Origin of the sequence: Bradyrhizobium sp. 76, assembly GCF_023073025.1 — a bacterium.
GTDB lineage: Bacteria > Pseudomonadota > Alphaproteobacteria > Rhizobiales > Xanthobacteraceae > Bradyrhizobium.
Genome location: NZ_JADPIS010000059.1, coordinates 54,870 through 74,980 on the forward strand (window position 1 = coordinate 54,870; position 20,111 = coordinate 74,980).

Annotated in this window: 21 protein-coding genes; 10 read left to right on the forward strand and 11 right to left on the reverse strand. The window is 61.9% G+C overall.

From position 1 onward, the window contains the following. Position 1 precedes the first annotated feature (1 nt). Positions 2-2,410 carry a membrane-bound PQQ-dependent dehydrogenase, glucose/quinate/shikimate family gene (locus tag IVB48_RS12580; RefSeq protein ID WP_256468892.1) on the forward strand — a complete coding sequence of 803 codons (2,409 nt, stop codon included), beginning with the start codon at positions 2-4 and terminating at the stop codon, positions 2,408-2,410. 93 nt (positions 2,411-2,503) lie between these two features. Then, the gene (locus IVB48_RS12585; protein ID WP_247400220.1) at positions 2,504-2,767 is read left to right on the forward strand and encodes an ABC transporter permease subunit; all 264 of its coding nucleotides are present in this window, start codon (positions 2,504-2,506) and stop codon (positions 2,765-2,767) included. A gap of 41 nt (positions 2,768-2,808) precedes the next feature. Here IVB48_RS12585 and IVB48_RS12590 read toward each other — a convergent pair whose 3' ends face one another. Both IVB48_RS12590 and IVB48_RS12595 read right to left on the reverse strand, forming a co-directional pair. Further along, positions 2,809-3,174, reverse strand: a complete 366-nt coding sequence (locus IVB48_RS12590; RefSeq protein WP_247400221.1) for a hypothetical protein — start codon at positions 3,172-3,174, stop codon at positions 2,809-2,811. Between the two features lie 321 nt (positions 3,175-3,495). Next, a complete protein-coding gene (locus tag IVB48_RS12595) occupies positions 3,496-3,780 on the reverse strand; it encodes a helix-turn-helix transcriptional regulator (protein ID WP_247400222.1) in 285 nt (94 codons plus the stop codon). Between the two features lie 72 nt (positions 3,781-3,852). Between IVB48_RS12595 and IVB48_RS12600 the strand changes: the two genes are divergently transcribed. Further along, positions 3,853-4,305, forward strand: coding sequence for a hypothetical protein (locus IVB48_RS12600; protein WP_247400223.1), 453 nt, complete (start codon positions 3,853-3,855; stop codon positions 4,303-4,305). Further along, a complete protein-coding gene (locus IVB48_RS12605) occupies positions 4,305-4,883 on the forward strand; it encodes a hypothetical protein (protein ID WP_247400225.1) in 579 nt (192 codons plus the stop codon). The genes IVB48_RS12600 and IVB48_RS12605 overlap by 1 nt, the downstream gene beginning before the upstream one ends. An 80-nt stretch (positions 4,884-4,963) precedes the next feature. Here the strand turns inward: IVB48_RS12605 and IVB48_RS12610 are convergent, their stop codons facing one another. Beyond that, positions 4,964-5,221 (reverse strand): hypothetical protein, encoded by a 258-nt coding sequence (locus IVB48_RS12610; RefSeq protein WP_247400227.1) that lies wholly within the window; start codon positions 5,219-5,221, stop codon positions 4,964-4,966. Between the two features lie 346 nt (positions 5,222-5,567). Here IVB48_RS12610 and IVB48_RS12615 point away from each other — a divergent pair, with 346 nt between their 5' ends. From IVB48_RS12615 to IVB48_RS12625, 3 genes are all read left to right on the forward strand, one after another. Continuing rightward, positions 5,568-7,844 (forward strand): AAA family ATPase, encoded by a 2,277-nt coding sequence (locus IVB48_RS12615; protein ID WP_247400229.1) that lies wholly within the window; start codon positions 5,568-5,570, stop codon positions 7,842-7,844. Then, positions 7,841-8,854, forward strand: coding sequence for a 3'-5' exonuclease (locus IVB48_RS12620; protein WP_247400231.1), 1,014 nt, complete (start codon positions 7,841-7,843; stop codon positions 8,852-8,854). The genes IVB48_RS12615 and IVB48_RS12620 overlap by 4 nt, the downstream gene beginning before the upstream one ends. A gap of 1,514 nt (positions 8,855-10,368) precedes the next feature. Further along, positions 10,369-10,845, forward strand: a complete 477-nt coding sequence (locus IVB48_RS12625; protein WP_247400233.1) for a hypothetical protein — start codon at positions 10,369-10,371, stop codon at positions 10,843-10,845. Positions 10,846-11,901: 1,056 nt separating this feature from the next. On the opposite strand, the gene IVB48_RS12630 is transcribed toward IVB48_RS12625, so the two are convergent. The 6 genes from IVB48_RS12630 to IVB48_RS12655 all read right to left on the reverse strand — a co-directional run bounded on the left by IVB48_RS12630 (position 11,902) and on the right by IVB48_RS12655 (position 18,072). Further along, positions 11,902-13,536, reverse strand: coding sequence for a hypothetical protein (locus IVB48_RS12630; RefSeq protein ID WP_247400235.1), 1,635 nt, complete (start codon positions 13,534-13,536; stop codon positions 11,902-11,904). A gap of 284 nt (positions 13,537-13,820) precedes the next feature. Then, a complete protein-coding gene (locus tag IVB48_RS12635) occupies positions 13,821-14,048 on the reverse strand; it encodes a hypothetical protein (RefSeq protein WP_027568432.1) in 228 nt (75 codons plus the stop codon). 3 nt (positions 14,049-14,051) lie between these two features. Further along, positions 14,052-14,783, reverse strand: a complete 732-nt coding sequence (locus IVB48_RS12640) for a Crp/Fnr family transcriptional regulator (protein ID WP_027568433.1) — start codon at positions 14,781-14,783, stop codon at positions 14,052-14,054. A 178-nt stretch (positions 14,784-14,961) separates the two neighbouring features. After that, entirely contained in the window at positions 14,962-15,375 is a 414-nt protein-coding gene (locus IVB48_RS12645) for a GFA family protein (RefSeq protein WP_027568434.1), read from the reverse strand. Positions 15,376-15,433: 58 nt separating this feature from the next. Continuing rightward, positions 15,434-16,117 carry a class I SAM-dependent methyltransferase gene (locus IVB48_RS12650; protein ID WP_027568435.1) on the reverse strand — a complete coding sequence of 228 codons (684 nt, stop codon included), beginning with the start codon at positions 16,115-16,117 and terminating at the stop codon, positions 15,434-15,436. 257 nt (positions 16,118-16,374) lie between these two features. Further along, positions 16,375-18,072 carry a HAMP domain-containing methyl-accepting chemotaxis protein gene (locus IVB48_RS12655; RefSeq protein ID WP_247400237.1) on the reverse strand — a complete coding sequence of 566 codons (1,698 nt, stop codon included), beginning with the start codon at positions 18,070-18,072 and terminating at the stop codon, positions 16,375-16,377. Positions 18,073-18,318: 246 nt separating this feature from the next. Between IVB48_RS12655 and IVB48_RS12660 the strand changes: the two genes are divergently transcribed. Next, entirely contained in the window at positions 18,319-18,498 is a 180-nt protein-coding gene (locus IVB48_RS12660) for a hypothetical protein (protein ID WP_027568437.1), read from the forward strand. 3 nt (positions 18,499-18,501) lie between these two features. Here IVB48_RS12660 and IVB48_RS12665 read toward each other — a convergent pair whose 3' ends face one another. Next, positions 18,502-18,666 (reverse strand): hypothetical protein, encoded by a 165-nt coding sequence (locus IVB48_RS12665; protein WP_197031174.1) that lies wholly within the window; start codon positions 18,664-18,666, stop codon positions 18,502-18,504. A 102-nt stretch (positions 18,667-18,768) separates the two neighbouring features. Between IVB48_RS12665 and IVB48_RS12670 the strand changes: the two genes are divergently transcribed. Together IVB48_RS12670 and IVB48_RS12675 are read left to right on the forward strand one after the other, a co-directional pair. After that, on the forward strand, positions 18,769-19,134 hold the full coding sequence (locus IVB48_RS12670; RefSeq protein ID WP_027568438.1) for a hypothetical protein: 366 nt from the start codon (positions 18,769-18,771) through the stop codon (positions 19,132-19,134). 303 nt (positions 19,135-19,437) lie between these two features. Beyond that, complete coding sequence (locus IVB48_RS12675; RefSeq protein ID WP_018455390.1) at positions 19,438-19,692, forward strand: hypothetical protein; 255 nt, start codon at positions 19,438-19,440, stop codon at positions 19,690-19,692. Between the two features lie 39 nt (positions 19,693-19,731). On the opposite strand, the gene IVB48_RS41355 is transcribed toward IVB48_RS12675, so the two are convergent. Next, positions 19,732-19,974, reverse strand: coding sequence for a hypothetical protein (locus tag IVB48_RS41355; RefSeq protein WP_018455389.1), 243 nt, complete (start codon positions 19,972-19,974; stop codon positions 19,732-19,734). Positions 19,975-20,111: the final 137 nt, after the last annotated feature.

Genomic DNA, 20,111 nt, shown 5'->3' on the forward strand with positions numbered 1-20,111 from the left:
CATGGCTCAGACATATCGCGCAGCAGATTGGGCGGCATTCATTCTTGGAACCGTCATGATTCTCATCGGCCTCGTGCTCGGGGCCGGCGGTGCGTGGCTACTGTGGCTCGGAGGCTCCTTCTATTACTTCCCCAGCGGAATCATCCTGATCGTCTCGGGTATTCTGTTGACCCGCCGGCGCGTTGAAGGCGCATGGCTTTATCTTCTCCTCTTCCTGCTCACCCTCGCTTGGGCGTTCTGGGAAGTTGGCGCCAATGGTTGGGCGCTGGTGCCTCGGACTGTCGGGCCGGCCATTTTGCTGATCGCCGTCCTGGCGCTCACGCCGAAGCTTCGCCCCATTCGCCACCAGTATGAAGCTGCGGCTACAATCGCTGCCGGGCTTGTACTGCTGGTGGCCACCAGCTTGTTGATGACGGGAGCTTTCCGGCCGGCAAGCGCCGCACCGTCTGTGATGCCGTCGCCGACAGGCGCGATGGCCGATCCTTCGCCTCTGAAGGCGGGCGCAGATTGGCCCGCCTATGGCGGCAGCTACAGCGCGCGCCGCTATTCGGCGCTCGACCAAATTAAGGCGAGCAACGTAGGCAAGCTCACCAAGGTCTGGACTTTCCATACCGGCGACCTGCCGACCAAGAACACGAAAGGCACCTACGGCGCGGAGAACACGCCGCTCAAGGTGGGGGATACACTGTACGTGTGTACCCCCAAGAACCTCGTTCTTGCCGTCGACGCCAAGAGCGGCAAGCAGATCTGGCGATTTGACCCGCGTGTCCCGGACGAGTTCATTCCGTACACCGCGGCTTGTCGGGGTCTCGCCTATTACGAGCTTCCCAATGCCGATCAGGGCGCCGCCTGCGCCAAGCGCATCGTCGAAGGCACGCTTGATGCGCGCCTCATCACGATCGATGCGAGGACCGGCAAGCGATGCGAGGGCTTCGGGTATGACGGACAGGTCGACACCGCGACGGGCGTTGGCCGGCACGATCCCGGCATGTTTGCGATCACCTCGGCGCCGACGATCGTTCGCGGCATCATCGTCATCGGGCACGAAGTGCTCGACGGACAAAAGCGGGACGCGCCCTCGGGTGTGATTCAGGGATACGACGCGCAAACGGGCGCGTTGCGTTGGGCATGGGACATGGTCAAGCCGGATGCAAGCGCGCCGCCGGCGGTTGGACAAACCTTTACCAGGGGCACGCCCAACATGTGGACGACCGCCTCCGGCGACGAGGAACTGGGACTCGTCTATCTGCCGCTTGGGGTTTCGGCCGTGGACTACTGGAGCAGCAGCCGCTCGGACCGCGAGAAAGAGTTCGCGACATCGCTGGTCGCGCTAGATGTTACGACCGGCAAGCCCGCCTGGCATTTCCAGACCGTGCACAATGACGTCTGGGACTACGATCTCGGCTCTCAAGCGACGCTGGTCGACTTCCCGACGGACAAAGGCGAGCCGGTGCCGGCGCTGGTGCTGCCGAGCAAGCGCGGCGATATTTTCGTGCTCGACAGACGCACGGGCAAGCCGCTCGTCGGCGTCGAAGAGCGGCCGGTGCCGCAAGGCGGCGTGGAGCCTGCGCAGCGCGCCAAAACCCAGCCATTCTCGCTTTACCACACCCTGCGAAAGGCCGATCTCACCGAGCAGGACATGTGGGGCATGTCGCCCATCGACCAGATGATCTGCCGTATCCAGTTTCGTCAGGCGAGCTACAAGGGTATCTTCACGCCACCCACGGCCAGCCCGCACTGGATTGAATATCCAGGCTATAATGGCGGCTCCGATTGGGGCGGCATCGCCATCGATCCCGTACGCGACATCATCGTTGCCAATTACAATGACATGCCGAACTATAATCGGCTGGTGCCGCGCGACGAGGCCAATCGTCTTGGTTGGGCGCCGCGGGACCAGGCGCGCGGCGAAATCGGCGGGCAGGAAGGCGCCGGCGATCCGCAGCTCGGTTCCCCGTATGCGATCAACGTCAATGCCGGCTGGCGGCTGCCGGGCACCGGATTGTTGTGCAAGCAGCCGCCCTATGGCGGAATTCGCGCTATCGATCTGAAGACCGGCAGGACGCTGTGGGATCGTCCGTTGGGTGAAGCCCGGACGAACGGCCCGTTCGGGATCCCGTCGATGCTGCCGATCAGAATTGGGACGCCAAATAATGGCGGTGCCGTCGTGACCGCCGGCGGCCTGATCTTCATCGCAGCGACGACCGACAATCTGATCCGTGCCATCGACGTTAAGACCGGAAAAACCGTCTGGAAGGACGTGCTTCCTGCCGGCGGCCAGGCCACGCCGATCACCTATGAGGCCGACGGCCGCCAATACCTCGTGATCATGGCCGGCGGTCATCATTTCATGGAGACGCCGATCGGTGATTCCTTGATCGCCTACTCGTTGCCGAGCACCGGCCGCTGACCGCTGGTCGGCAGAGGCAGCCTCGAGAAAATACGACTTGCGAGGGGCAAGGGCCACTAAGAACGGGGAGAACAGTGCGAAGCTCTCCGCATCATGATCTTCCTAACCTACTTGGTTCCTCCAACCCTGCTGTTCCTGCCATTGTCCCGGATCATCGCCGTGCTCGGTCTGCAAAACTCGATGTGGTCGCTGGTGTTGGTCTACCCGACGTACACGATCCCATTTTGCTCCTGCCTGTTGATCGGATTCTTCAAGGCGCTGCCGGTCGAGATCGAGGAGGCCGCAATCGTCGACGGCTGCAGTCTTTTCGGAGCTTTCGTCAAGATGGCGATCCCGCTGTCGGTGCCGGCAATCTGACGGGGTGATCTTTACGTTCACCTCAGGCTGCAGGAATTTGTCTACGCGCTGACCTTCGTCTCGTCATCCGACCAAAACCCGATCACGTTGGGTGTCTCGACCGACTTGATCCGCGGCGATGTGTTCTTCTGGGGTGAGATCATGGCCGTGCCCTGATCGCCGCGGTGCCGCTGGCTATCGCTTACAATCTGTTTCTCGATCGCTTTATCGCCGGTATCACAGGAGGAGCCGTTAAATTCGCTGACTTCGTACGTCGGATCGACGGTCCTGAGATCACTCGTTTGAGGATGAATATGTGGCCTGCGCGTGGACAAGCTTCTTCGGAAGCTCCGACGGAACGCCTGCAGATCTGCACGTTCGACCAACAAAATACACATCGGCTGTCCGATCCGGCTCGCCTCGCCCATGGCCGCGTTGAGGAGACCAACGCGTTGGCCGCTTGTTTGCCGACGCACAAACCGCAAAAGACGGCAAGAGAACTTGCACGCTCGGGTCGACTTAGCGAAGTTGGGTCAGGTCTGTCGGAGGTCCGCTCATCGCGGTAAAGCGCATCAGATTTACTCGACCCGAGCTGTCGCACTTTGACGCGCAGCGGCCTCCCTTCGACGGCTAACAATTGTGGCAGTACGCAGCCACAAGCTGAATTTTCGACGACCTCGCCGCCAAGGCGACGGATACTAGGAACTCGTGGGCTTGGGCGTCGTGCTTAACGCCTCAACCCGCAAAGGTCACGACGGCGCCTCGTCGCGGCTTTCCTGGATTAAAGGATGCAGCTTGGCGTCCCTCACGCGGATGCCGACGCCCCGCTCGGCGTTGTGTTCGTCCATCAGAAACTCGACACCCATCTCCTGCAGACAATCGACGAGTGCCTTGAGAGTACGGTCGTGGGGAATGCGACCACCATTCTCGATGTGCGCGATCGTTCGCTTCGCCACCTTAGATGCGAGTGCAAGTTCAGCCTGAGAGATCTCCAGCCAGACGCGCGCTGACGCAATTTGCCTTCCGTTAACCATTATTGTGCATTCCTGGTGCACTTGTGCGCCAAATGCGCTAGGGTCCTGTCAACGCAACGAACGAGGACCCTGATGACCTTCCCCCACGCCGACGGCCAGCCGAACGTGATCACCTCTGCGGAGCCCGCTTCCGCCGACGACATGCCCATCACCACCCCCTGCTCCGAGGCTCCTGCCGAATCCGCCGATCGCGCTTCGGTCTACGGACGCTACATCAGCAGCGCGGCCTGGCAAACCAGCCCGGCCCGCCTGGCGGAGCTCGAGGCCTCCGGACACCGGTGCCGGCTGTGCTTTGCCTCACGCCGGGAGGCGAGGCTGGAGGTGCACCACCGCACCTACCGGAACTTCCGCTGCGAACTCGCCGAGGACCTGACGACCCTCTGCCATCCCTGTCACCTCGGCGTCACCGGCATGGAGCGCTTCCGCAAGTACGCGCGGTCACCCTTCAAGCCGCCGCCGCCCACGCCGGCGGCGCCGCCGCCTCCGGCCCTCTTCGACTACCGCTCGCCCCTGGAGATCGCCTAATGAGCATCGAGCACATTTCCCTCCGCCTCGTCGGCATCGGCCCCATGCTGATGCGCAACTCGCGCCTTGGCGATCCTCTCGATCCCTTGGCCAAGCAGATCGCGGCCGTGACCGACAAGCGCGAGAGGACCGAAGCCGACCATCTGAGAGTGGCGGAGTTGGAATTCCACGGTTCGCTGTACCTGCACAACGGTGCCCCTTGCCTGCCGGCAAACATGATCAAGAGCGTCTGCGTGGACGGTGCCAAGGCGACGAAGATGGGCAACACCACCAAGGCCGCCTTCCGTGCCGACGGCCCGGCCCTCCTCGACTACGACGGCCCCAAGACCGCGCCGCAGTTGTGGAAGGACGAACGGTTCCGGTATCGCACGACCGTCCGGATCCGCAGCAGCGGTTCACTCACCGTCAGGACGCGGCCCATGTTCGACGGCTGGAGCGCCGTCATCCACGGCACGTTCCTGCCCTCGCTGCTCGACCGCGAAGACATCGCCGCGTTCTACCGCGTGGCTGGCTTGTACGGCCTCGGCGACTACACCCCCGAGTTCGGCCGCTTCCAGGTCGAGGAAGTGGTCAAATAGCTGCCCGTGCCGGGGCGTGGCCCGGCGAGGCATGGCATGGCCCGCCGTGGATCTTCAGCAGAATGATCCGCGCAACATCATCAATCGCAACGAACGCGCAGCTGGCTCCGCGATCGGTGGAGGTCGACCTGAAGAACTACGACGACAACGAACGGCACGATCCAGCCCGCCGCCACGGCTCCGGCCGAAGAGTTCGACGACGCCTTCAAGGCGGAGGTGACGGCCTTCGTGCACGGTACGACCACCACGATCCCGGAGTGGCGCCGCGCGATCGCCGGCGACACCGCCGCCGCCCTCGCCATGGTGATCGACTGCAAGTCGCCCGACACCATCGGCATCAAGGTCGACTTCGCGAATGACGGTTCTACTGGCCTGCGCCTTCGAGCGACCCGGCTGCAGCGCTCGTGCTCTACATCAAGCTTCGGTAGATGCCGCTCGCGGCCCGGCTTCGCGAGCAGCTCGCCATCTCGTGGCTGGTGGCGAACATGCTGTCGTGCCTCAAGCGGTCCGCGCCGCCTCGGAAGGGGCATGAGGTCTGAGCTTCAGCAGGGCTTGCGACCAGCGCCTCCCCGTTCGCGTCGTCGGTGACTTGGACGCCCCGGCGTCGGGCTGCAAGTCGTTGGCCATCGCCGGCGAACCACACCGACCTCAACCTCAGCCGAACCCCAAGGTGATGACCTGACGATGTCTCCTACCCTGCCGAAGATCGCCGTGGCGCCGGACAGCGTGACCGCCTCCAGCGACACGACGCCGTCCAAAGACGTCGCGGGCATGGGTCCGCTGGAGCTCGAGGTCTATCGGGATGACTGGCGCGCTGCGCAATTCAGGCTGCGCGCCGCCTTCGTGAAGGCGATGAAACGGCGCGGGGCGGTTCCGAAGAAGGCCGGCAAGGCCCGGAAGAAGTCGTCCGAGGCGCCGCCCGACACGTTCTCGCAACTCAGCCGCCGCAGGTTGGTCGAGATGCTGGAGGACGACGAAGTGGAGACGTTGCCGGAGAAGCCCAAGCCCGGTCCTGCGTACCCGGTGATCGCCGCCAAGGTCGCCGCGCGTCTCCTCCTCGCCCGTCTGTTCGACGGTCGCAAAGAGGTGCTCGATCGGTTGAAGCTTGCGGCGCCGGTGGTCACCATCGATGTCGCCGAGCGCGACCTGCTGCACGGAGTGATCGGCAGCTGGCAGGACGTCCTCTTTCCGGAGGGCGTGCGGGTGATGAATACCGGCAACCAGGGCCGGCGGGAAGATTTCGACATGGTCTGCCTGACCATGACGCAGCCTCGCCAGACCAAGGACACGAGCGAATCCGAGAAGAAGGCGCTCTCCGCTCTGTGTTTGGGGCTTCCGTTCATCGCGATCTCGCCCGATGCGGAATCGCACCTGCCGGCCGTGGTGCTGAAGTCGGACCCGATCCGGCTCGTGTTGCCGTCCATCGACGCCCGCATCGTCGCGCTTGCGATCCGCGTGGTCACCGGCAAACCTTGTGGCGAACTTATGGAGGAAGATGCCGCACGGCTGCTAACCGCCACCGATCTCTCGATCGGCATCCGATTCGACCGGTCGCCGGAGGAATGCCTCGCACAGCTCCAACGCCTCGTCGTCCTGAAGCGGGTGCCGGCATCCGTCCGAGACATCTCGCTCGACGACCTGCACGGCATGAGCGAGGCGGTGAGCTGGGCAAAATCCGTGATCACGGATCTGAAGATGTGGAAAGCCGGTATGCCCTGGTCGGCGATCGATGCCGGCGCGTGCCTGGAGGGACCGCCCGGCGTCGGCAAGACGACGCTCCCGATGGCCATGCAACGCTCGGCCGCCGAGCAGGGCATCAAGCTCGAGCTGGCGTCTTGCTCGCACAGCCAGTTTCAGGGCGCAGGCGAAGGTCACCTTGGCCACTTTTTACGTGAGATGACCAATTTTTTTGCTTCCGCCAGGGCAAAACCGCGGCCGATTCTGGTTTTTATCGACGAATGTGATTCTTTCGCCGATAGATCCAAATTGCGACATTCTCACGCGGATTACGTTACTGCTTGCATAAACGGGCTGATTTCGGAGCTAGACGGAATCTCAAGCGGCCGCGAAGGCGCGGCGTCCAGTCGCGAGGGCCTGATACTGCTTGGAGCGTCAAACGATCTCAGCAGATGCGATCCCGCGATCCTCCGTTCGGGTCGGCTAAACCGCATCATCAGGATCGGTTTGCCCGACCTGAACGATCTGGAAAAGATGTACCGCTTCAGGCTCGGCGGGCGGCTCGTCCACGAGGACCTGCAGGAGATCTGCATGCTGTCGCTCGGCAGCACCGGCGCAGACGTCGAACGCATCGTCAAGGATGCGCTGCGCATCGCGCGCCATGCCTCGCGAGATATGATGTTATCGGACCTGCGCGCCGTAGTCTCGCCCGAGGAGGACCGCGACTTCGATACGCAACGGCGGGTCGCGATCCACGAAGCCGGCCACATCCTCATGGACGTGCTCAATTTCGGCGCGCCGGAAGGCGTGTTCGCGAACATCGCGGCCGTCGGCCAGCGCGGCGGCGCCACGGTGCGCACCAAGTCTCCGCCGTTCGCAGGCACCTACTCGGACTATCGTCTTCGGCTGGAAACTCTGATCGCAGGACGCACCGCGGAGAGCTTGCTGCTGTCCGAACATTCGCACGGCTCCGGCGGTCGCAGGGGATCGGATATCCACCTCCTGACCACCACCGCCGCTGCCATGGTCGGCTCCCTTGGGCTGGCCGGTCCTGCACCGCTGCTGTTCTTCGGATCGCTCGACGATACCGAGGAGCTCATGAGCTATCCCGAAGTCAGACGGGCGGCGCACGAAGAACTTCAGAAGGCGGCCGAGAGCTGTCTCGCCAAGCTGACCGCGCATCGTCCCGTACTCGAAGAGATCGTGAAGATCCTGCTGCAAGCGCGCCGCATCGACGGGCTCGCTGTCGCCGATCTCCTCGCAAGGTCGAGGATTCGGTCATGAGCCAGCATTTTCCGATCGACATAAGCGACGGCGACCTGGAGGAGATCGCTGCCTTGCTGGAATCCTCGGGCCGGTTTCGGGTTCTGAGGCGGCTGGCGGAGCCCGCCCCCGCTCCGGCGCCGGCCGACCTCTTTCGACGGGGGCTGTTCGTCGACGTGGAGACGACGGGGCTCGACGCAGGCAAGGATACCGTCATCGAACTCGCCATGGTGCCTTTCGGCTACCGCACCGACGGCGAGATTGTCTGGGTCGGCCAAGCGTACTCGGGCTTGCGCGATCCCGGTTTTCCCATCCCAGAGGCCGTGTCGCGCCTTACGGGCATTACCGACGCCGCCGTGAAGGGCATGTCGATCGACGCCGCCACCGTCGAGGCCGCCGCGAGCGAGTGCGCCGTTGTCGTCGCACATAACTGCGCTTTCGACCGATCCTTTTGCGAGCGACTTTGGCCCGTCTTCAGAGACAAGCCCTGGGCCTGCACGCTCAAGGAGATCGACTGGTCCGCCGAGGGGTTTGAAGGAGCGAAGCTAGGACAGATCGCCGCCGGCTTCGGGTTCTACTTCGATTCGCACAGGGCCGCGGACGACTGCTACGCCGGCGTCGAGATCCTCCGACGGAAGCTGCCAAGGAGCGGCTCGGCGGCGTTCCCGACGCTGCTCGCGTCGGCGCGGAGGACGACCGCACGCATATCGGCCGGCGACACCCCGTTCGCCGCACGGGAAGTTCTTAAGCAACGAGGGTACAGATGGCATCCCGGCTCGCCCGATCGACCGAAATGCTGGTTCGTCGAGCTTGGCGAAGAAGACGTCGTGGCGGAGATCGCCTTCCTTCGGGAGCGCGTCTACAGAAAACCGAATCCCGACATCTCTTTTGTCAAGTTGACCGCCTACGAACGCTACTCGGAGCGGATGCTGAGCGACGATCAGAAAGTCGGTGATCGGGTGAGAAGCCTCTCCGCGAGATCCGGAAAGGCACATCATGGAACCGGACTTCTGGCCAGCGACTTTTTGTAGAAAACAATTGCCGTGAGCACCGCGGCCGGCGGTGAGCTGGAGCAGAACCGCTGAAGGAAAGGCGGCCTCAAACGCGCGCGCGTGGCCCGAGACAAACGTCTCCATTGCGCAAATGCAGCCCCAGCGATACGTCGATGCGTGCTGCTTGCTTGCCCCCCTAACGAGCTACCCGCGAGCAGCCACATCGCCCCTTCCAGGCGGCGAGGATCACGTTCGCACAGACCTTTCATGACGGTCCGGACGGCGAGAGCCTGGCTCTCTGTGGCATTAGCGAGGCGCCGAGGTGAGGCCCACCGCTATTCGCGGGCGCAGCTTGTGGTGTCGAGGACCATATCTGAGTGTTTGGCACGTTAGCGCACCTTCCCTGTGCGGAACGGTTGCCACACGAGGCGATTACCTTCACGCCGGTCGCCACGCGACCGGCAAAAGCGGCCCCGGCCTCAAGTCCCCCGATTGCCCCAGCCGGGGCCGCTCCAGTCGGACAGCACTACAGGACAAAACGATATTTGCCTGATTGTCCGTGCCCCCCTGGTCGACAGTTGGATTGTTGCGCGCGGACGCCTATCACCCCGCAAAAGCAAACGGCTTGAAATTGGTATGCCGATCGAGCCAACATCGGCGCCCAATTTTGTTATGACAATGAAAAAGCGAAAACGGCATTCGCTCCATTCTGCGAAAACTTTGGTATTTAGTACCAAGACGGATAGCGGCAAAGATAAACCGCCAGCCAGAACCGGCAATGCACGCACCACTGACCCAGATCCTCCGGTGCTGCGAGGCCGAACATCAAGCCGTTTCATTCGCAAAGTAGGCCCTAACCTCCCTCCGACCTTCAGCTTGGCCTCTCACGGCATAGCCGCTCGATCATCTGCAGGTCCCGCTTCATGTGCCCGTGACCCGGAACGGCTTCCGCAACAGGTTCGTTGAACAGGCCTGGGTCAGGTGCCGCGATTCACCCGGGATTTAGTCATACAGTCGCTCAACGCTGACCTCCCAACCTGCCGCTACTCTGAGAGCCGTGGGCCAGCACCAACGACCGCTGGGAGCGTCGAAATGTGTTCGGACCGATACCAGTATTGCTTCTCGATTTGTGTCGGGAATTTCCCGACCGGCGGGGTTCGATTGCCCGACTCGCGCCTATAGAAAATCAAAGCCACATTAGTACATGGAGACTCCGAGGGAGGCGGCCAATGCTGTTGATGACAGCTAGTTTGAAAAAGTCGGATAGCCGAGATAACCATGTCCTGCGGACAGTAGTCGTTCAGTCGGAACGGCTCTCTGATGCCAATCAAATGCGACGCGACGTATCCAGTCCAAGGCAACATGTCGCTGGGGGCTTTCAACGATTGCTTGATCTAGCCTGGGAGCAGACATTATTAAACTACACCTCGCGCAAGCGAAAGGCACTGTGGCGAGTGAACCTTTCACGGAAGTAGATCTTCTAGGACGCGGACTCATTGACGCGAGGCCATCACTCTGAAGCAGCCGTTTGCGGTCAACCAAAGGAGCCTTTTATGAGGCAGCTTGGAAGGTATTGCGACTTAGCTACGCTCGGTATCGGCGCTAGTTTATTCTTATCTCCGTGGTTGCTGGGTTTCGGCGCCCCCAAACCGAATTTGCCCACGCAGATTGTTAGTGTGATGGGCGCGGTCATAGGAGTAACCGGAATTGCAGCCGTGATTGCGTTTGAGGTTTGGGAGCTGTACATCGTCATTGCATTCGCCATCGCTTCGATCGCCTCACCTTGGCTGTTCGGCATCACCGAACACAGCGCTTTTCTTGTGCTCATTCTCGCCGGCCTGTTGGCACTTGCAACCTCCGGCGCGCACATCCTTATTATTCGCCGCACGCGCGCAACGACGGATCAGGTCGATTCAAAACTTAGGCCGCGCGGTGAGCGACACAGGACCTCACGCGGTAGGTCAGCTTCTGAGAGCAGCGCTAGGCGACGCGCTATTCTTCACCCGAACTCTCCAGCGGCACAAAAGTGACAAGATTTGACCGGTTCGTTTTGGGACTAATAACTGTTGCCGCAATAATTGCCCCTCCTTCCTATCAACAAAAGATGGGGTCTGTGCCGCTGTAGGTTCGAGAGCGAAGCTGCGTAGGGCTTGCAATCGGTTGTCAACAGTGACCGCCGGCGGGACTCTTCAACATACCTCGAAGCCTCTTATGCAATTTCGCACGCTTTCGTTCCTCCACCTCCGCATGCGAGCGATATGGAAGTGTGCGATAGGCTGTCCTCGAGCACGCGTAGATCGCTGTTGCATCTGGGCACGGCAGAAACGGCTACCCCTGTCCTTCCGATCGATCGTTCTTCGATCTTAGTGGAGGATTTCAATGAAAACCGGCGACCAGTCGAGCTGCTTCTGCAGATCGGCAAGAGCAAGTTGCTCGCAAAAGGCATCGAAGCGATTAATGCGGTCAAGTAGCCTCTCAGGTTGGTGATTGCTTGCCGCTTCTGGCCGTCTCATACGGCTGCCCGCTGTGATCCGCGCTTATATCGCAATCTACTGAAACAGCGCGGTGTCCAGTGCAAAAGCTCCAGCCCCCGCAGCATCCGCCTCGTCTTCGCCCAACTCCGCCCCAGCGGGGCCGTCGCCGCAGCCTGCATGTCAGGCTTCTTCGCGTTTACCTTTGCCGGTGGCGTGGATCTTCAGTTTGTTGAGGTGGATCGCCGACCATGGGAGCCTCGCCAGCTCGCAGGCGAGTACGGCAGCTCCGAGGTGGGGGAGAGAGCTTTAACGCTGGAGCACTGCCCGGAGAAAGGTTCTTCGATACAGACGCCGATGCAGTCCGGCCCGACAAACCTCTGGACGCCCCCGTGAACGCCGACCGTTCGGCTGCCGATGTTGCCTTCAAACCGAAGTGCCTGGGCATCGGGTCCTCGCACGCCTCAGTGATAACGGTGCCGATAGGCAGAGGCTTGACCACTCTTCCGGATGTATCAATGAGACATCCCTCGCGTTGAAGCTTCGATCGGCCAAGTCTGGGAGATCAAGGGGTTACGCTGGATCTGGTAGCGGGGAAGGGACTCGCCCCCGCTCCTAAAGCGAGGCAAGCCCGCCGGCGGCACGTGCCTTGGATCGCCCGTTCGTCTTCTCATCCGACAACCCATTCGCCAAAGCGGCCTTTCGCATTTCAACCGCCTTCGCCAAGCGCGCGTCCCTCTTTGCAGCTTCGTAGGCCGGCAAGACCGCTTCCATCCAGATCAGCATGCCTTCGGCCTTGAACACCACCCGGTCGGCGGCGCTGTAGACGCTCTGGGTAATCGCAGCGACCTCGCGCGACATCTTGTCTGCACCGCTCACGCGATGATCCAAGAGCGCGGATGCATATGCACCTTCACCGAAATTCTCAAAGAAACTCGTGACAGACCGACGCTCATCATGCGGACCAATCCTGTTGGGCAGCCCGACGACGGTGAGCAGATCCGGCCATCCCGGTTTGCGGCCCGCCAAGGCATCAAGCGCATGATTGAGGGAAGAAGGGGTAATCGCCTTATCTAGATGGGCCGGTACGCGATTATCGTTACGTTGTTTGGCGGCGAGAGCGCGCACAAGATACTTGTTGCGATCCTGCGGAAACGCCCAGGTTGAGACCGCGCCCAACTGTTGCTTCGAGTACCGCGCCACTCTCTCGAGGATCTCGATAGCAATAGGCGGAATGCTCAGTTTGATTTCGCGCTTGTTTTTGACCTCATCCGGCTTCCAGGAATAGACGCGCCAACCGACACGTTCCGGCGCGGGATCAGGAACCCAGCGATCGGAGCCCAGGGCGAGCATGTTCACCAGAGCGGAGCTCCGTTGGGGGATCATCCACGAAACCTGCAAGGCACCGAGGACTGCATCGTTATTGTTGCCTCCCAACGGCCTGACGGCCTCCAGAAGCGCAATGAGCATCCCGATCTGCGCCGGCGTCAGATAGCGCCCCGAGCGATCCTCCATTTCGTACTCGTGGGACAACGCCTCCCACCAGGTCGCGGTCGGCTCGAGACCGGTGAAGCGCCGCTTTTGCTTGAGCCCCCAGCGCAGCACCCGTTTTGCGAGATCGACAAATTTCGCTCCAGCCGAGGGACCTGAACCGCTGGCGTCAATTAGATCGCGGACCTCTTCAAGATGCTCAAGGCGAAGCTCCTTTACGAAGCGCTTCTTGAGCTCGGCATTTTCCGGCCGATCTCGCAATCGTGTCTCAAGCTCGGTGATGGACGAAGGCGCAAGCCGCAACTTGGGAGCTTCATTGCGGCCACCGTCTTTCGTGCTTTTCGTTCGCTGCGCATATTGAGTGATCAGCGTCTCGAAGGTCCACAGTTCACCCTTCGAGGCCTCGGCGCGGTCAAGGGCAATAGCGACGGACTTTTCGTCGCCACCCATCAGCCTGGTTTCGATTACCGCGTCCGGATCGCGCCCGTTCTTGATCGCGAATATTGCCTCGGTGGCGATCTTCTTCACCTGGGCGAAAGTGAAGTCTCCCACCGCCCCAAGCCGCCGCTTTACGACGGTGGACTTATGGCCTCGGACACGCGTGCGGGCCTGAACATAATACGCGACCTCCCCGCGCCTGACTCGGATGCTGAGGCCCCTGGGATTATCGATGGCGAACTGACATTCGGCGTCGGCATCGCGCTTTGCGCCGGCCTCGCTCAGCAAATCCTTCGTAAGCGCGTATCGCTTGTTTGCCATTTCCCTGGCCTTTTGGGGATACAAGGGGATACACTAATATGAAGACCCAACGCCCGTCCTATAAGCGTTCAATTTTCGATATCCCAATAACCCATTATACTGTCAACAAATTTGGCGTTTTACATGCCCTTTGGCGATATCTTGTTTACAGACAAGGGGTTTTGTAAACCGAAGGTCGGGGGTTCAATCCCCTCAGCCGGCACCACCGATTTAGCCGACACCGCGGCCTTATAGATCGGGGCACTCCTCAGTCGGACGACGGCTACAATCGATTTCCAAGGCAATCACGTCAGAGTTTTCCGAGCGACCGTTACACTCAACTCGAGCAGCGGGTGCTTCTCGTTCCTGACTGTAATGAGGACCTGCGCCCCCTTTGCCGACGCGACGTCTCTGGCAATCGAGGTCGCCATTGCGATCGCCTCTTTTTCGGCGGCTTCCGGGCCGGGCAAATCCACCCCATCCTCATCGACCGCAGCGAAAAAGTCGTCCTTGATGTCGAAGTAGAACTTCATGGCTCAGAGCGACGGATTGAGATGCAGATAAAGCACGTCGAAGTCTGCTATTTCGCGCAACCTGGCTTCATCAAGGATCGATATTCTTCCCCGCTCCAGGTCCAACACGCGCTGAGCACGCAACTGCTGAACGACGCGATTCATGTGAACCACACTGGTGCCGACGGCGTCGGCGAGGAGTGCCTGAGAGGCCGGAAAATCGAAGGACAAGCCGTCCGCTCGGCCGATCGCCTTCAATCTGGTGTAAAGCTCAAGCACGAGATGTGCCACGCGGCTCGTGGCTTCGCGTTGACCAACGTTGCAAATCCACTCCCGGAAGATCGCGGCGTCGGTCAGTGTATCGCGCCAAAGCGCTTCGGCCACGTTGGGCCGCTTTCTTATAAGTGAGCGCACCGCTGCATGCGGAATGAAGCCGAGAACGCTATCGCCAAGCGTGCTGACGTCATGGTCCATCACATGCAGAAAGAGCCCCTGCAGATCGGGAATGTCGCCGGGTTGGTGAAAGGCCATGATTTGGCGGTGGCCATTGCCGACGATCTTTGATCTCAGGATAAAGCCATCAACGACAAGGCAGCATGCGGAAGGTCGATCTCCGAGAGAAACGACCGGTTGACCGCCAGCCATCCGCTTCACCGTGATTGGCAGATGACGGATAGCGACCTCGTCCTCTTCGTCAATTTCGGTGCTAACCCGCAACCGCGCCAAGAAAGGTTCGAAAATTTCAGCGTTATTCATCGTTTACTCCGATCGGCAAACGAGTTTTTGTCACGTTCGTTCCAACCCGGGATCGCCAGCTATTGTCTCACGCGAAGCAGAGGGACTGCCGCAAATTCCAACCCTCGGCGGAACCAGACGGGAACGGCGTCAATTCATCTCGCCGCGAAGCCTTGGCGCGAAGTTTGACGCGCAACTCTCACTTCGAATGCTTCGGTGCGCTGCTTTGCTGGAAGTGCTCAGCGCCCGGTATTTCCACCCAGTCATGTTTCGACTGTTCGAAAACCGAGCGGATGGGCGCCGGGTAGTTCGGAAGCCCGATCGCGCCAACGGCAACGCCGATCATCGCAGGCAGATTGTCCGCCTTCCAATAGACCGTCGAACCGCACTCGGGGCAAAAATGGCTGCGGACCTTACCGCCGCTTGCGGCTGTCCGGACGTACTCCTTCGACGTTCCCGAGATCGCGACGCCCTCCGCCGGATAGAACGCACCGACGCCGAACGGCGCGCCCGTTCGACGCTGGCAGTCGACGCAATGACAGGCGACGACGAGGCTGGAAGGTCCTGGAAGCGACAGCGCGAGAGCGCCGCACCTGCATTGGGCATCGATCATCGGGATTCACTCCTCCCTCGTTGGTCCTGCTGTTCGGATGGAGCGCAGCGCGATCCCGCTACAATTGATCGAGCCGCCACAGCCCGAGGCTCTTGTCGCGCCAGCCACCACCGCCCTCTTCGCAACGCTCGTTGATCAGCGCGCGCGGTGCCGGCCAATCGAACGGTGCCTTCTCCATGTTCAGCGCCCGCCAGTCGCCGTCCTCGCAATCGCGATTGCCGTCCCATTCGGGGAACGTCGTGACCAGCAGGAAATGCGCGCCGCTGGCGCGAAAGTTCGCGATGGCGCGAACGATGTTGTCGAAGCTCAAATGCACCAGGCAGTCCCGGCACAGAACGATATCCGCGCGCGGCAGTGCATCGCGCGTGATGTCGGCAACGAGAAACCGGCCTGACAACTCGCCGGCCGCGACGCGCTGGCGATTGGCTTCGATCAATGACGGCACGATGTCGATGCCGGTGTAGTCGAGATCCAGCTTCATGCGGCCGATCCAGCCCGCGTCCCCGCAGGGCGCGTCGAGCAGCGAGCGCGCGCCGAGCCGTTGCAACAGCGGAGGAAGCACCTCACGGATCGCGGCGGTCGCGTGATCCTCCGAGCCGAGGCCGGACACCGAGGTCGCCGCACCCCACAGGTTCGTCTTTTCGATGCGCTCGAACCGCGCGGCCAGATCGAGGCCCGCGAAATTATCGCGGTCGGCCACGAACCGCTCATGGGCGAGCACGGGTGGACGCTTGGAGATCATGGACGGGATGTGAATTCCGACGCAGCCACAGTATACAGGCAAAGCGAGCGGTCCGAAACGGTCCGTAAGCGAACCTGCTTACGTCATCGGTCGCGTCTCGCCCCCATGCGCCCCACCACAGCCAAAGAGAAGGCCAGGATCGCCGCCGGCGCGGCGGCGGCCGTCGTCATGACGGCCGTGCTGTTCGCGATCGCAATGGGATTTCTGCTGGCGCTGTAACCGCTAACCGCGCGATCGACGAAAGCCGCCGCGCTGACTTAGGCGGTGCGCACCGTTCGGAGGAATTTTCCGACTTCGTCCTTCAGCCGGTTGCTGTCGGTCGCCAGCATCTTGGCGGTGGAAAGCACCTGCGAGGAGGCCGAGCCGGTCTCGGCCGCACCGCGCTGTACGTCGGCGATGTTGGTGGAGACCTGCTGGGTGCCGTGGGCGGCCTGCTGCACGTTGCGCGAGATCTCCTGGGTCGCGGCGCCCTGCTCCTCGACGGCTGCGGCAATGGTCGACGACACCTCCGACAGCCGCTCGATCGTCGTGGAGATGTCGCGGATCGCGTTGACGGATTCCTGGGTCGCGGTCTGGATGCCGGAAATCTGCTGGCTGATCTCGCCGGTCGCCTTGGCCGTCTGCTCGGCCAGCGTCTTCACCTCGGAGGCGACGACCGCGAAGCCGCGGCCGGCCTCGCCGGCACGTGCCGCCTCGATCGTGGCGTTGAGCGCCAGGAGGTTGGTCTGGCCGGCAATGGTGTTGATCAGCTCGACGACGTCGCCGATGCGCGTCGCCGCAACCGAGAGCTCGCTGACGCGCACCGTCGTGGTGCGGGCCTGGGTGACGGCCTCGCCAGCCATCCGTGCGGATTCCTGCACCTGGCGGCTGATCTCGTTGACCGAGGAGGACAGCTCCTCCGTGGCGGTCGCAACCGACTGCACGTTGCTGGTGGCTTCACCCGAGGCGACCGCGACGACCGAGGTGAGCTCCTGCGCACGCTGCGCAGTGGTGGCCAACGTCGAGGACGACGCTTCGAGCTCGGTGGACGCCGAGCCTACTGTCTCGATGATCTCGCCGACCGCGCGCTCAAAGCCGTCGGCAAGGTTGACCATATCGCGCTTGCGCTGATCAGAGGCCTGCTTCTCCACTTCGACCTGCGAAGCCTTGAGGCGCTCGACCTCGATCCCATTGGTTTTGAAGATTTCGACCGTCCTGGCCATGTCGCCGATCTCGTCGCGGCGGTCCGTCTCAGGCACCTCGGTCTTGAGATCGTTGCGGGCAAGGCCCTCCATGGCGAGCTTGAGGCGGGCAATCGGCCGTGACATCGCATTAAGGCCGATGAACAGCGCGATCGCGATCCCCAGGATCAGGCCGCCGGCGCTGACGCCGATCACGGTCCAGGTCGCGGATCTGGCATCGCGGTTGATGGCGTCCTTGCGCTTGGCGACCGCCTGTGCGGTCTCGCCCACGAACTGGGCAATGCGCCCCAGGGCCGCATCCATCACCGGGTCGCACTCCTTGTGCGCGCGTTCGGATGCCTTGGCGTTCTCTTCCGGGCTGCTTGCGAGTGAGCCTGCCTTCAGCACCGGATCGCAGCCGGCGAACACGGCTTTCAACTGGTCGCCGATGCTCTTGATTTGGCTCGCGCGCGCGGGATCGTCCTGCTCGGCTGCCTCGAGGTATTGGCGGATTTCATCGCGGTTCTGGGTCGCGGTCTTGAGACGGTTGGCGTTGCCCGCCTCCGTCGCCTCGGTGAAGACCGCATAGAGCGCGGCATGATAGGTCTCTGCGCGGCGCTGGGCCCGCGTCAGGTTGAGCGCTGAGGATTGTGCTGCGGAAAGCTCGGCGAAGCCGTCGACCGTTGCCGAGAGCTCGCGCGTGCCGAAGCCCGCGACGGCGACCATGGCAAAGCCCATCACGGCGACGATCAGCGCGACCTTCCACACGATTTTCAGATTGTTCAAAACGCTCATTGCAGCCGCCCCAGTGATTTTCTGCCGATACATATTCCCAGCACCGTGCATTGGAACCAGCTGACGTTAAGATTTGATGCCAGATGTTCCGGGTAGTCTTACGGAAAACTAACTATTTGGGCTTCCGCCGTAAGCTTGGTGTAAGCTTCAGCCTATTCCGGGGTGTGAGCTGGGCTTGGAAAACCGGAACCGGTCGGTGGCGTCGTCCGTTGTCGGCCCATGCGGATCAGGGAAGAAAACCGAAACATGTTTCTGCTGGCGACGGTGACGCTGTGCTGTAGCGCCTTGGCTGGAGCAATTGCGCTGTTCGAACCGGCTCCGGCAAAGCAGCAGGCCCAACGGGCAATGATCGATGTGACCGCTCCGACGCCGGTTCGGGTGGTCGGGGCTCCGTTCGAGCCCAACCTCAATCCGCGGGAGCGCTAGCCCTCACCCCGGCGAGACGTCGGCGCCCTCCTCGGGACGGCGTTTGGCCCGGGCCAACTCCTCAACGAAGGCGATCACCTCCGCCCGTTTGTCGGGCGGCAGCGACAGGAACGCGCGGACGAGCCTCAAGCCCTCGGCTTCGGCTGAATGGTCTGCTTTGACATCCATTCCCCACTGTCGGGCGGCCGGGAAAAATATGCAATCCCCCACCCAACACCTTCTTGATTCGGCCGGCCAGCTTTGCTGGAATGACCCCGACAGGGGTGCACCATGAAGTGGATCACGGAACGCGACGCGCTGATCGCGCAGACAATGGCCTTCGTCCAATCGGTAACCGGCAAAAAGGATGACTTGCATCCACCGGAGATCCCGATGGCGACAGTGGCCGCGTCAGTGCAGATCGTCCCCGTCAACACCGTCGTCGAGAGCAAGCCACTTCCGCCCCAACCCTTGCCTCTCCCATCGCAGCGCGCGGCGAGCCACGACGTCCGCACCGAGATGCAGGCCCGCATCGCCAATTTCCGCAAGCATCAGGAGCGGTTCGAGCGCGAGCGCGAGGAGTATTGCGCGGCCACCCTGACTAAACTGCGCGCCGCTATTCGCGACGCCTCCCCCCGGCCACCGGCTGAAAAGTAGAGCCGGGGCCTCCCGTCGCGGGCTACAGCCAGGACCACACCAGCCAGAGATTGGCCGCGCAGGCGCCGATCAGGGCCAGCGTGAGGGGCAGCAGCATGTGCCCGCAAGAGGTTTTCAGGTCGGTCGTCATGACCGAAAACATCCCCTGATTCCGCCAAATGAGTCCCGGGGATTCTTTTTTTCGGGATTCAGGACTCGTTAAGGACTCAGGCCCCGGCGACCCTGATCACGGCCGCGTGATCGACCGGCAATCGGAACCCCTCCCGCGCAAAATCGTTAACGCGCTTTCCGGGAGCGGGAACAATGCCCTACGCCCTGTTCTGCAACGACGCCCAGATCAGCAAGGCCTATCCTGATGAGTCCGACGTCTGGAGGCTCGCGCAACGAAGTGGCCTCGTCGTGGACGTAACCGCGGATGACAACCGCCCCGGGCCACGCCGGGTGCTCGACAACGATTACGAGATCAAGCCGTGCCGGGCCGCACAGGGCGAGGACCCGGCCCGGAACAAGGCCGAGGCCGATCGCCAAGCGAGGATGGAGCTTGAGCTGAATTCCTGAAGACGGATCAAGGATGGGAAGCCGGAGCTCACAAAAAGCTCAGGGCGTCGCGGTCGCGAGCGAGGCCTGCTCGCCCGCCAGAGCCACGCAGGCCTTCCGGCGATGCAGCCCACGGATCGCGCCGGTGACCTTCAGCACCTTGCCGGAGGAGCACGAGGCGTCCTTGACGAAGGCCACCTCGTAGGGTGCCAGCATCAGAGGCTCGGATTTGAGGATTGTTTGGGCAGCGCACGGCAAACTGACGAAGCACGAGAGCACCACAGCCGACACCAAGATACGCATGTCCGTCGTCCCACCAGCCCGGTAATTCTCATATAACGCGTTCCGGCGCGCGAGTTCCCTAAGCTGCAAAAATTATTTTTGCTTTACCCGAGCTCCATGACGCGCGTGAGAAAGCGCGCGCCAAAACGTTTGCTTGC

Coding starts and splice junctions, on each gene's coding strand:
- IVB48_RS12655 (WP_247400237.1), bottom strand. CDS start 18,072: ATGAGCGTTTTGAACAATCTGAAAATCGTGTGGAAGGTCGCGCTGATC.
- IVB48_RS12625 (WP_247400233.1), top strand. CDS start 10,369: ATGAGGCAGCTTGGAAGGTATTGCGACTTAGCTACGCTCGGTATCGGC.
- IVB48_RS12600 (WP_247400223.1), top strand. CDS start 3,853: ATGACCTTCCCCCACGCCGACGGCCAGCCGAACGTGATCACCTCTGCG.
- IVB48_RS12645 (WP_027568434.1), bottom strand. CDS start 15,375: ATGATCGATGCCCAATGCAGGTGCGGCGCTCTCGCGCTGTCGCTTCCA.
- IVB48_RS12585 (WP_247400220.1), top strand. CDS start 2,504: ATGATCTTCCTAACCTACTTGGTTCCTCCAACCCTGCTGTTCCTGCCA.
- IVB48_RS12675 (WP_018455390.1), top strand. CDS start 19,438: ATGCCCTACGCCCTGTTCTGCAACGACGCCCAGATCAGCAAGGCCTAT.
- IVB48_RS41355 (WP_018455389.1), bottom strand. CDS start 19,974: ATGCGTATCTTGGTGTCGGCTGTGGTGCTCTCGTGCTTCGTCAGTTTG.
- IVB48_RS12595 (WP_247400222.1), bottom strand. CDS start 3,780: ATGGTTAACGGAAGGCAAATTGCGTCAGCGCGCGTCTGGCTGGAGATC.
- IVB48_RS12615 (WP_247400229.1), top strand. CDS start 5,568: ATGTCTCCTACCCTGCCGAAGATCGCCGTGGCGCCGGACAGCGTGACC.
- IVB48_RS12635 (WP_027568432.1), bottom strand. CDS start 14,048: ATGAAGTTCTACTTCGACATCAAGGACGACTTTTTCGCTGCGGTCGAT.
- IVB48_RS12640 (WP_027568433.1), bottom strand. CDS start 14,783: ATGAATAACGCTGAAATTTTCGAACCTTTCTTGGCGCGGTTGCGGGTT.
- IVB48_RS12660 (WP_027568437.1), top strand. CDS start 18,319: ATGTTTCTGCTGGCGACGGTGACGCTGTGCTGTAGCGCCTTGGCTGGA.
- IVB48_RS12665 (WP_197031174.1), bottom strand. CDS start 18,666: ATGGATGTCAAAGCAGACCATTCAGCCGAAGCCGAGGGCTTGAGGCTC.
- IVB48_RS12605 (WP_247400225.1), top strand. CDS start 4,305: ATGAGCATCGAGCACATTTCCCTCCGCCTCGTCGGCATCGGCCCCATG.
- IVB48_RS12630 (WP_247400235.1), bottom strand. CDS start 13,536: ATGGCAAACAAGCGATACGCGCTTACGAAGGATTTGCTGAGCGAGGCC.
- IVB48_RS12590 (WP_247400221.1), bottom strand. CDS start 3,174: ATGGGCGAGGCGAGCCGGATCGGACAGCCGATGTGTATTTTGTTGGTC.
- IVB48_RS12650 (WP_027568435.1), bottom strand. CDS start 16,117: ATGATCTCCAAGCGTCCACCCGTGCTCGCCCATGAGCGGTTCGTGGCC.
- IVB48_RS12580 (WP_256468892.1), top strand. CDS start 2: ATGGCTCAGACATATCGCGCAGCAGATTGGGCGGCATTCATTCTTGGA.
- IVB48_RS12670 (WP_027568438.1), top strand. CDS start 18,769: ATGAAGTGGATCACGGAACGCGACGCGCTGATCGCGCAGACAATGGCC.
- IVB48_RS12610 (WP_247400227.1), bottom strand. CDS start 5,221: ATGCCGATGGTGTCGGGCGACTTGCAGTCGATCACCATGGCGAGGGCG.
- IVB48_RS12620 (WP_247400231.1), top strand. CDS start 7,841: ATGAGCCAGCATTTTCCGATCGACATAAGCGACGGCGACCTGGAGGAG.